The organism is Hoeflea sp. YIM 152468 (genome assembly GCF_029210485.1).
Lineage (GTDB): Bacteria > Pseudomonadota > Alphaproteobacteria > Rhizobiales > Rhizobiaceae > Hoeflea.
Genome location: NZ_JARGET010000031.1, coordinates 73,299 through 82,963, shown reverse-complemented (window position 1 = coordinate 82,963; position 9,665 = coordinate 73,299). Strand labels below are relative to the sequence as shown.

Below are 9,665 nucleotides of genomic sequence, written 5' to 3'. Positions count from 1 at the left end.
GTCCGTCTCCTTGTCGTGACGGACTCTACCAAATTTTGGAGGAAGTTAAGGGGCTCAGGTCACTCCGAATTCTCATCACTGACCGTCACCTTCGTGAATGACAAGCTCGACTCGACCTTCCAGTTAGGCTTGGAGTAGCTCGGACAAAATAACCACCAGTAGGAACACAAAACTCAGAGACGATTCAAGCGGGCGAAGCGCCCACACCAGGCCGCGCTGGGATAAACCAACCCCGCAAAATCAAAAATGCCCACTTCAAACACCGCGAAATAACCCGACCAGTCAACGTAGGGACAAACCAAACCCGCGAAATCACCAGTGATTAATCAATAAAATCAGAAGCTTGAAAAGGTAGTGGCGACCCCTGCAGGATTCGAACCTGCGACCGTCGGCTTAGAAGGCCGGTGCTCTATCCAGCTGAGCTAAGGGGCCGTCTTCACCCTGCCGGCAAACCGGCGGGCAAGAGTTTTGATCAGCCGCCTCAATGAGTCCAGGGCACACGACGGTCGAACCGGAAATTGTCGGCATAGGCCATCTGGCGGCGTCTGCTTTCCTTCGGCTCGATAACCCGAAAGGAAATTCCGTTGCGGCTGGCATAGGCCACAGCCTCTTCTCTGGTCTTAAACCTGATTTGAATCTGGCTCTTCATATCCGCAGACGAGGTGTAGCCCATGATCGGGTCGATGCTACGCGGCTTTTCCTGATCAAACTCGAGCACCCAGATATGGCTGTTGGCCTTTCCGGCCTGCATGGCATTCCTGGCGGGACGATAAATTTTCGCAGTCATGTCCCAGATCCCTTTTTATCGCGCCCGCGGCCTCGAAAGGCGGATCACGGTGCCCTGCTGTAAACGCTAGACCCGCTCGGCGCTATATGAACCAAGCCGCCGGAGCGGCAGAATCGAGACCAGCGGCACACTCTGGTCCCAAGCCACTGGCGCCGTCGGCGCGTGCGGTCTTGTTACTGCCCGCTGCCAACTTCTTGTGCCTGCTCGACCCGTCGAATTCCGCCATATTCCTGGCGACCATTCAAAAACGGGACAGCCGCTGAATGCCCGGATGCACACTTAAAGTCAAGCCGCTTTGTTCACGCTCGGAAAGCGCCGTTGATGCCGGCAATCTCGCCGGCGACGGGGAAGGCAGCCGGCGGCGTCCACACCTCACGCGCACGCCGATCAATTTGATGATCGCCGTGGATCTCAGGAGGGTGCAAGGCAGGGATGTACAGCCGGATTAGAGCTTGCCGTTTGCACGGAGGGCGGCGATCACCGTGTCAGCCATGTGCGCGCAGCGCGCTCCGTCAAACGGAAAGACACTGCCAAATCCGCCCTTCAGTTTCTGCTCCAGCACCGCGCGCAGTTGCCGGCGGGCGCGGAACAGGCGGGTTTTCACGGTAATCGGATTGAGCGACAAATCGCGGGCGATGTCGCGAATGTTCATGCCTTCCATCTCATGCAGGACGAACGGCAGCCGCAACGCGGGCGACAGGTCGGCTACTGCCACCTCAAGGATCGCACTGACCTGCATCCTGCCGTAATTGGTTTCAGGGGTCTCGCTGACGCCGACAAATTTGAGGATATTGCTGTTGTTCTCTTCAGCCACTGTGTCGTATTCCTCTTCCGGTCGCGCACGTCTTGTACGCATCAATGCGGCGTTGATGGCAATACGGGTGATCCAGGTTGAAAATTGCGCTCGGCCGTCGAAACGCTCCAGCCCGGCAAAGGCAGAAAGATACGTCTCCTGGACGACCTCCTCCGCCTCGGCATCGCTGGCAACGATCCCACGCGCGATGCGAAACAGGCGCGGGTTAAGCCGCCGGACCAGCTCCCGGATGGCCGCCTCATCCTTCATGCGGGCCGCAGTGATCAGGCCTGCCTCGGCCATGTGAGGCCGAGGCGATCGGTCAGGCGCTTGATTGAGGTTCGGCTTCACCTTGCCGACTCCCTTTCGACACGTCCGCTGGCAAGAATGTCTTCCACTGAAGGCAGGCTCGCCAACGCCTCCGGGGTCAGGTCGCCGGTGTCCGCTGCGGGCCCCTCCCATCCTGGGTCGCCCGGCTGACCCACGACAATCCGGCCGAGCATCCCGCCCATCTCGTGCGGAATGCAATAATAGTCATAGACTCCCGGTACGTTCAGCGTCGTCTCGAACATTTCGTCCGGCAACAAGAAGTCGCTGTCCCACGGCGTCGCCGCCGCTGGAATCCGTCGAGCCCGGCCATACAGGGATTCGTGGTAGGCCGTGGCGGTGTGGCTGTTGCCGGGATCGCGATTGACGAAACGCAGCGTAGTCCCGACGGCGACAGCAAGGCCCTGGGGGGAGAACCAGATGTGTTCGCCACGCGCTGTCCCGCGCATCTCAATCACCTCTCTCGCCGCTGCCGACGAAAGGCGCGGTTGCACGAGGGCGGCAAACGCGCCGCCCCCCAGGACAAGAGTTTTCCTGCGCGACAGCATCATTCTGCCAACCGCGATTTTGCGTCCGCATCGTGATAGAGCACCACATGAGCATGGGGCTCTTCGACACCGGGATGGCCGGCATTGTAGTAGACATCAACGCTGCTGACCGTATGGGATCCGACACCGAGATCGTCATAGGCCGTGCCATCCTGAAGCGCCTTGAGAGGCGTCATATAGACCGTGGCCGACAATTTGCCGTCGTGATCATAGGCCAGGAATGGCCCGGCCGGCAGCGTGTCTGGGCTGACAAAAAGTGTCCCCAGGCCCGGCAGGAATTCCGGCAACGGCAAAACAGTGCTGACCTGCACGTAAGGGTCTCCCGGAGGAGAGTTTTTCAACGCCTCCTCGTCATGGGCGAGCGCGGGCGTCACGGCCAATGCGGCCACCATCGTCAAGAGCGGGAGAAGAGTTTTCATGTGGTTTCCTTTCCGGGTGATCGTCGGGTGCGACTTGAGGCACCCTGATCATTGGATGCGGCACAGCCGAAAAGGTTCGCGCCAAAGTGAAAATATTTTCAGCACCCAATGACGCGGCGAATTTTTTCCCCGCTGTGTCCGGCCGCTATCCGCGCCCCCGCGCGTGTCTGCCCCGACCGCCCCGCCTCGCCTCTCTCCTGAAGGCCCATTGCCCCGCAGCGGCGTCCGATGGTCGATCCTTGCTTTGTTGCCGCGTCGGCATAGTCTTGAGAGAAGCACCCCACAGCACGTTGGAGCAGCACCATGATCCACGGTAACGAAGCAGGCTTCCACATCGACCGCGATTTCTATCTCGGTGAACCTGACTGTCAGCGGGCGGTTTTCCTTTACGGCGATTACACATCGGATGCCTGCAGGCGGCTGCGCGATATCCTGCGCCGGATAGCCGACCGTCAGGAAGGCAGGATCGTCTATATCTACCGCCAATACCCGCAACCGGAAAATTCCGATGCGGACCGGGCAGCGCGGGCAGCCATTGCCGCAGGCGAGCAAGGCAAGTTCTGGGAGATGCACCAGGTGCTGTTCCGCCGGGGCGAAAGTTTTAGCGCGGACAACATCGGCGCTCTTGCCGAAGAGATCGGTCTCGACATCGCCACATTCGACGCCGCGCTTTCATCGGGCTCTGTCGAAGCCCATCTGACCGAGGACCGCGAGCTTGCAAGACTGGCCGGCGTCACCCGCACACCTACCCTCTTCATCGCCGGAGAACCCTATCTCGGTGCGTGGGACGAGCTGTCGATCATGGATGCGGTGGAGCAACCGCTTGGCTTCCGGGTGGAGCGCGCCAGCCAACGGTTCTTTGGCTGGGCTGCGTCTGGTGGCCTGTTGCTGGTTCTGGCCACACTGGCTGCCCTTGCCGTGGCAAATACCGGCCTGCACGAGGTGTACGAGACGCTTCGCACGACTATGTTTGCCTTCGAATTTGGTGAGGCACGTTTTGCCTTGTCATTGGAGGCGTGGATCAATGACGGATTGATGACGATCTTCTTTCTGATTGTCGGGATCGAGATCAAGCGGGAAATGGTGTCCGGCGAGCTGTCGGACTTGTCGAGCGCCCTGCTGCCGATCTTTGGCGCCTTGGGTGGCATGGTGATGCCTGCCCTGATCTACATCGCATTCAACCTGGGCGGGCCGGCCGCTCATGGCTGGGGCATCCCGATGGCCACCGATATCGCGTTCACGCTGGGTCTGATGGCGCTGCTGGGGCGCCGCGTGCCGAACTCCCTGAAAATTTTTGTCGCGGCCCTAGCCATTGCCGACGACCTTGGAGCAATCGTCGTGATCGCGCTGTTTTACGGGCACGGCCTGCATTTCATGCCGATGTTGGGCGCACTCGGCTGCATCGTTGCCATGGCTCTGCTGGGACGAGCGCGGATCTACGCGCTGGCACCCTATCTTGGCCTGGGTCTTGTCCTGTGGGTCTTTGTCCACGCTTCAGGCCTGCACGCCACACTGGCGGGAGTGCTCACGGCGATGCTGATTCCGGCGCGCCGGCCAGCCAAGGTCCAGGAAGTCGCAGCACAAGCCACGGTGCTTGCGGATACGATTGGACCGGACAGCGATCCCGTGCACGACACCATTGCAGACCATGCGGTCAAGGCGATGGAGCACGCGATCACGCGCCTGCGCGAACCTGGCTATCATCTGCAACACGCGCTGGAAAACTGGACCAACTTCCTGATCCTGCCTCTGTTTGCCTTCTTCAACACAGGCGTCCTCTTGACCGGGTCGACCTTTTCACCTTTTGCCCCGGAAACCCTGGGCGTGATGCTGGGTCTCATCATCGGCAAGCCGCTCGGCATTGTTGCCGCCTGCTGGATCGCCGTGCGGGCGGGATGGGCAAACCTGTCATCGGAGATCAGCTGGTCCCAGTTTGTCGGTGCCGGCTGTCTCGCCGGCGTCGGCTTCACCATGTCGATCTTCATCGCAAATGCAGCGTTTGAGGGGACACAACTGGGAGCTGTCAAGCTAGCGGTTCTGCTGGGCTCGTTGATGTCTGCGATCATCGGAGCGACCCTTCTTCTGCTTGCCGGAACATCAACAAGCAGCGCCATCAGCCCCCCGCGGGGCTGACGTGTTGTCACTGGTTTGAGGGAACCTTTGCGGTTGTTCGGACTTTATCGGGAAAGGAGACTGTCATGGCGAAATTCTCAAAAGGCGATCATGTAAGCTGGAATTCCGAAGCAGGCCGGGTCAGCGGCACGATCATCAAGATCCACGAACGGGATTTTGACTACAAGGGTCACCCGCGTCGCGCCTCGAAGGACGAGCCGCAATACGAAATCGAAAGTGACAAGACCGATCACATCGCCGCACACAAGGAATCTGCCCTGACGAAAATTGAATGATGGCCGCGCATTTCACAACCATCGGACACTCAAACCGAAACCTCGACGACTTTCTCGCCATTCTGCGCGCGGGTCAGGTGGAGCTGGTTGTGGATGTGCGGTCCTTTCCCCGCTCCCGTGCCAATCCGGTGTTCAATATCGACACGCTGCCTGACGCACTGGCGCGCCTGCAAATCGGCTACCGGCACAGTCCCGGTCTTGGCGGCCGCCGGTCAAAGCAACCCGGCGTGGAGGAGCATTTGAATGCCAGGTGGCGGGTCCAAAGTTTTCACAATTACGCCGACTACGCGCTAAGCACAGAGTTCGATGCCGCCTTCCGAGACCTGCTCGATCTTGGCCGGTTCAGCCGCCTGGCGCTGATGTGCTCCGAAGCCGTCTGGTGGCGGTGCCATCGGCGCATCATAACCGACTATCTGATCGCAAACGGACACGATGTCGAGCACCTCATGGGAGCGGGCCGGATCGAACCCGCCCGGCTGACCCCTGGCGCCCGTGGTATCGCCGATGGGAAAGTGATCTATCCTGCGGAACAAGCATGAAGCAGGTTGGGCCAGAAAGCTTTCATTCGTAAAATCAAAGAGCTGGCCTGTCCCTTGCGGCTCCTGTCGGATGCGCTGCCGCAGGCCACCGCAATTGCTCCACGCTCAAGCACCACGCGTCGCCAGCAGCAAGCCCGGCGATCTGTCCGGATGTTCGGGAGGGCAACGTCCCAGCAATATAATTGCACTCAAATCACAATTCTTTCCGTTTGCCTTATGCTTTTGCAGAGCCCAGCTTTTGCATCAGACCACCGGCGCGCCCCGTGCCGGATTGCAGCCGCATGAGGAAGACCGCGATGTCCGGCCAGACCAACTCTCCCAACCAAACCGAAGAGATCACCACGCCTCCGGCTGATCACGTGCCGCCGTTTTTCAGGCGTTGGGCGTTCTCGACCAACCACAAGGACATCGGAACGCTTTACCTGCTTTTTTCGATCCTTGCGGGGCTGTTGGGAACCGGGCTTTCCGTCCTGATGCGGATGGAGCTTCAGCACCCCGGCATGCAAATATTTGGCGATTCCAACACTTACAACGTGGCGGTCAGCGCGCATGGGCTGGTGATGATCTTCTTCGTCCTGATGCCTGCCTTGATCGGCGGCTTTGGCAACTGGTTCGTGCCGATCCTGATTGGCGCGCCGGACATGGCATTTCCACGGCTCAACAATTTGTCCTTGTGGCTTCTGGTTGTCGCGTTCCTGCTCTTCATTGCTTCGATGTTCGTGGAAGGCGCACCCGGATCGTTGGGTCACAGCGGCGGGTGGACGCTGTATCCGCCCTACTCCACGTCCGGACAGCCCGGCCCGGCCGTTGACCTTGTCATCCTGTCCATCCATCTCTCTGGCGCCTCTTCCATCCTCGGCGCGATCAACTTCATCACCACCATTTTCAATATGCGCGCACCGGGCATGACCATGCATAAAATGCCGCTGTTTGCCTGGGCCATGCTGGTCACCGCCTTCATGCTCCTGATTTCCTTGCCGGTTCTTGCCGGTGCGGTGACCATGCTTTTGACCGACCGCAACTTCGGCACCACCTTCTTCGCACCCGAAGGCGGCGGCGATCCGATCCTCTATCAGCATCTGTTTTGGTTCTTCGGGCATCCGGAAGTCTACATCATGATCCTGCCGGCTTTTGGCATTATCAGCCACGTGGTCTCGACCTTTTCGCGCAAGCCGATCTTCGGCTATCTCGGCATGGTTTACGCGATGATCGCCATTGGTGGCATTGGTTTTGTCGTGTGGGCGCATCACATGTTCACCGTCGGCCTGTCGGTCAGTTCCCAGCGCTATTTCATGTTCGCCTCCATGGTCATCGCGGTGCCGACCGGTGTGAAGGTGTTTTCCTGGCTGGCGACAATGTGGGGCGGCTCGATATCCTTTCGCACCCCCATGTTGTGGGCGATCGGGTTCGTTTTCCTTTTCACCGTCGGCGGCGTCACGGGCGTGCAGGTCGCCAGCGCCGGGCTCGACCGGCCGTTGCACGACACCTATTACGTGGTGGCGCATTTCCACTACGTGCTCTCGCTCGGTTCGGCCTTCGCGATCTTTGCCGGCTGGTACTACTGGTTCCCGAAGATGTCGGGCTATCGCTACAATTCCGTCCTCGCCAAAACCCATTTCTGGCTCACCTTCATCGGCGTGAACATCGTCTTTTTCCCACAGCACTTTCTCGGTCTTGCCGGCATGCCACGCCGCTATGTCGACTACCCCGACGCCTATGCAGGCTGGAACTTGGTGTCCTCGATCGGCTCCTACATTTCCGCGCTCGGCTTGATCGTGTTTCTCATCACCGTGGCCGAAGCTTTTCTGAGGAAGCGGCCCGCCGGCGACAACCCGTGGGGTGAAGGCGCAACCACCCTGGAATGGACACTGTCGTCGCCGCCGCCATTCCATCAATTTCAATCACTGCCCCGGATCGAATGACACCGGCACGCTCGGCGCTCGCAGGCGCTGGATAGGAGAACCCAAATGAACGAAGCTGCTGAAAATGGATCGAGTCTTTGGCCCATCATAGCCTTCACAATCTACTGGGCCTATCTGGTTGTCACCTATGAACAGCGCAAGCGGAATGGACTGAAGACATTCTTCGATTTCGGCCCCTCTTCTCATGGGACGGGCGCCAAGCACAACCTCACCTCCGACTGGCTCACAGGCCTGATCGACAAGTTCAACGATCTCGATGAGGACAGTTTTCTGGCGGGTGCGGTCAAGATGTACGAGTTCATCCTGGCCAATTATGCCGCCGGAAACAGGATCGAGCTCGTCGGGTTTTTGGCGCCCGATGTGTTTGATGAATTTTCCAAGTCCATCGAAGGCAGGGAGGCAAACGGCGAAACACTGGCCATCGACCTGATTTCCCTGACCAGCGCCAGGATTGTCGCAAGGGACATCGGCGACACCGTGTCCGAACTGACCGTTCGGTTTGAAGCCGACCTCCTGATCACCACCCGGCATGGGGATTCGACCCGCGCCGCCCTGGATACCCAGGAGCCGTTGGCAGCGATCGATATCTGGACATTCCAGCGACGGAATAACGCCCTCAACAAGACCTGGATCTTGGTTGCAACGGAAACCGAATGAGCAATGGAAGCCAACGGGGGAAGTCACCGGGAAAACGGCAGCCCCAGCCACCTCTCCCGCAGGCGAGGCGTTGCGAGCAGCCTTCGCCATCACGCCGCCGGCTACTATCAGTCTGAGAGAATCGTGTCAGGACATCTCGGCCGGAGACTCGGAAGCCGTGGTTTTGGCGCCCGCCATGGCATGGAGCCCTGCCAGAGCGGCGTCAGACACGCTCCTGTCTGCAATGGCGGATTGCACCGCATAGACGGGGTGGGAAAACATCGGCAGTTCCCGCACGAGATGCAGCTCGCCGGTTGCGACATAAGGCTGGACCGAGCTCAATCTGAAATAGCCGCATCCGCCGGTTGAAAGGATGTAGTTGAGCGCCAGAGGCCCCAGATCCATCTGAATATCCGGCGCGACATCGGGAAAGTTCATCTCGTGCTGAAGCGTGAATTCCCGTCCCCAGTCCATATAAATATAGTCCGATCCATCGGGAGACCGTGTCTTCGGATCTGTCGTGACAAACACCAGCTCTTCTTCCATGAGAAGGTCGATTTTGAGGCCCGGCAGATGTTGCGGCGCATACATGATCGCCAGATCGACCTCCCCCGACGCGACCTGCTTGGTCAGATCCTTCGGCACATCGACATGCACCCGAAGAGCAATGTCTGGCAGCGAGTCGCGAATCCATCGAACCCAGTCCAGCAGCAGCGGTTGAGCCAGGCTGACTTCACTGCCGACGGTGAGAACGGCCCGGCGACCGGGTGGAACGGCAACCTGATGAAGCGTGCGCTGCCACAACTGGATGAACATCGGCGCGTGACGGAGGAATTGCTGGCCGGCCGGGGTGAGTGTCGCCCCACCCTTGTGCCGGATGAACAGATCCCTGCCCAGCAATTGCTCCAGATTGCGTATGCGCGCGCTAACGGTTGTCTGCGCGACATTCAGATGTTCGGAAGCCCGGATGAAGCTACCTGTTGAAACGATGGCAATGAAGGTCCTGGCAAGTTCGATATTCATCAATTTTACGGCATTCCCACGTTCTTGTTGGGGGCGGCTGCGGCATTGAGGCGGTTGTCTTCGGTGGCTGCGTGACAGTAAATCGGTCAAGGCCATATTGAGCGGTTCGGTGATGGAGGTCCATAGCCATTGCCAGGCACAGGCTGAGCCTCTCTCAACCTGTCGACAATCTGCTGAGCGAGCCCCCGCGTTTGTGTAGCTGTGAATGCGCCGGAACCATGGCTTCAATCAGCTGCACGATCAGGTTGTCCGCATTGTTCCTG

At 59.3% G+C, this 9,665-nt stretch carries 10 protein-coding genes and 1 tRNA gene; 5 read left to right on the top strand and 6 right to left on the bottom strand.

Translation table 11 applies throughout. From position 1 onward, the window contains the following. Window positions 1–355: 355 nt before the first annotated feature. From PZ897_RS17270 to PZ897_RS17250, 5 genes are all read right to left on the bottom strand, one after another. Window positions 356–432: transfer RNA gene (locus tag PZ897_RS17270), tRNA-Arg, on the bottom strand. 49 nt (window positions 433–481) lie between these two features. After that, window positions 482–787, bottom strand: a complete 306-nt coding sequence (locus tag PZ897_RS17265; RefSeq protein WP_275753786.1) for an ETC complex I subunit — start codon at window positions 785–787, stop codon at window positions 482–484. 445 nt (window positions 788–1,232) lie between these two features. After that, complete coding sequence (locus PZ897_RS17260) at window positions 1,233–2,042, bottom strand: RNA polymerase sigma factor (protein ID WP_275753784.1); 810 nt, start codon at window positions 2,040–2,042, stop codon at window positions 1,233–1,235. After that, window positions 1,928–2,458: a plastocyanin/azurin family copper-binding protein gene (locus tag PZ897_RS17255; RefSeq protein WP_275753783.1), complete on the bottom strand. Its 531-nt coding sequence runs from the start codon at window positions 2,456–2,458 to the stop codon at window positions 1,928–1,930. Before PZ897_RS17255 ends, PZ897_RS17260 begins: the two co-directional genes overlap by 115 nt. Next, a complete protein-coding gene (locus PZ897_RS17250) occupies window positions 2,455–2,874 on the bottom strand; it encodes a hypothetical protein (protein WP_275753781.1) in 420 nt (139 codons plus the stop codon). Before PZ897_RS17250 ends, PZ897_RS17255 begins: the two co-directional genes overlap by 4 nt. A 303-nt stretch (window positions 2,875–3,177) precedes the next feature. Here PZ897_RS17250 and nhaA point away from each other — a divergent pair, with 303 nt between their 5' ends. The 5 genes from nhaA (at window position 3,178) to PZ897_RS17225 (ending at window position 8,400) form a co-directional block, all read left to right on the top strand. Beyond that, the gene (gene nhaA, locus PZ897_RS17245; protein WP_275753779.1) at window positions 3,178–5,007 is read left to right on the top strand and encodes a Na+/H+ antiporter NhaA; all 1,830 of its coding nucleotides are present in this window, start codon (window positions 3,178–3,180) and stop codon (window positions 5,005–5,007) included. Window positions 5,008–5,072: 65 nt separating this feature from the next. Beyond that, a complete protein-coding gene (locus PZ897_RS17240; RefSeq protein ID WP_275753777.1) occupies window positions 5,073–5,282 on the top strand; it encodes a DUF2945 domain-containing protein in 210 nt (69 codons plus the stop codon). After that, window positions 5,279–5,821, top strand: a complete 543-nt coding sequence (locus tag PZ897_RS17235; protein WP_343217469.1) for a DUF488 domain-containing protein — start codon at window positions 5,279–5,281, stop codon at window positions 5,819–5,821. Before PZ897_RS17240 ends, PZ897_RS17235 begins: the two co-directional genes overlap by 4 nt. A gap of 296 nt (window positions 5,822–6,117) precedes the next feature. After that, a complete protein-coding gene (gene ctaD, locus PZ897_RS17230) occupies window positions 6,118–7,743 on the top strand; it encodes a cytochrome c oxidase subunit I (protein WP_275753803.1) in 1,626 nt (541 codons plus the stop codon). 45 nt (window positions 7,744–7,788) lie between these two features. Next, a complete protein-coding gene (locus PZ897_RS17225; protein ID WP_275753775.1) occupies window positions 7,789–8,400 on the top strand; it encodes a Tim44/TimA family putative adaptor protein in 612 nt (203 codons plus the stop codon). Window positions 8,401–8,526: 126 nt separating this feature from the next. On the opposite strand, the gene PZ897_RS17220 is transcribed toward PZ897_RS17225, so the two are convergent. After that, window positions 8,527–9,402: a LysR family transcriptional regulator gene (locus PZ897_RS17220; protein ID WP_275753802.1), complete on the bottom strand. Its 876-nt coding sequence runs from the start codon at window positions 9,400–9,402 to the stop codon at window positions 8,527–8,529. Window positions 9,403–9,665: the final 263 nt, after the last annotated feature.

Coding starts and splice junctions, on each gene's coding strand:
- PZ897_RS17250 (WP_275753781.1), bottom strand. CDS start 2,874: ATGAAAACTCTTCTCCCGCTCTTGACGATGGTGGCCGCATTGGCCGTG.
- PZ897_RS17235 (WP_343217469.1), top strand. CDS start 5,279: ATGATGGCCGCGCATTTCACAACCATCGGACACTCAAACCGAAACCTC.
- PZ897_RS17265 (WP_275753786.1), bottom strand. CDS start 787: ATGACTGCGAAAATTTATCGTCCCGCCAGGAATGCCATGCAGGCCGGA.
- PZ897_RS17240 (WP_275753777.1), top strand. CDS start 5,073: ATGGCGAAATTCTCAAAAGGCGATCATGTAAGCTGGAATTCCGAAGCA.
- ctaD (WP_275753803.1), top strand. CDS start 6,118: ATGTCCGGCCAGACCAACTCTCCCAACCAAACCGAAGAGATCACCACG.
- PZ897_RS17260 (WP_275753784.1), bottom strand. CDS start 2,042: ATGGGAGGGGCCCGCAGCGGACACCGGCGACCTGACCCCGGAGGCGTT.
- PZ897_RS17225 (WP_275753775.1), top strand. CDS start 7,789: ATGAACGAAGCTGCTGAAAATGGATCGAGTCTTTGGCCCATCATAGCC.
- PZ897_RS17255 (WP_275753783.1), bottom strand. CDS start 2,458: ATGATGCTGTCGCGCAGGAAAACTCTTGTCCTGGGGGGCGGCGCGTTT.
- nhaA (WP_275753779.1), top strand. CDS start 3,178: ATGATCCACGGTAACGAAGCAGGCTTCCACATCGACCGCGATTTCTAT.
- PZ897_RS17220 (WP_275753802.1), bottom strand. CDS start 9,402: ATGAATATCGAACTTGCCAGGACCTTCATTGCCATCGTTTCAACAGGT.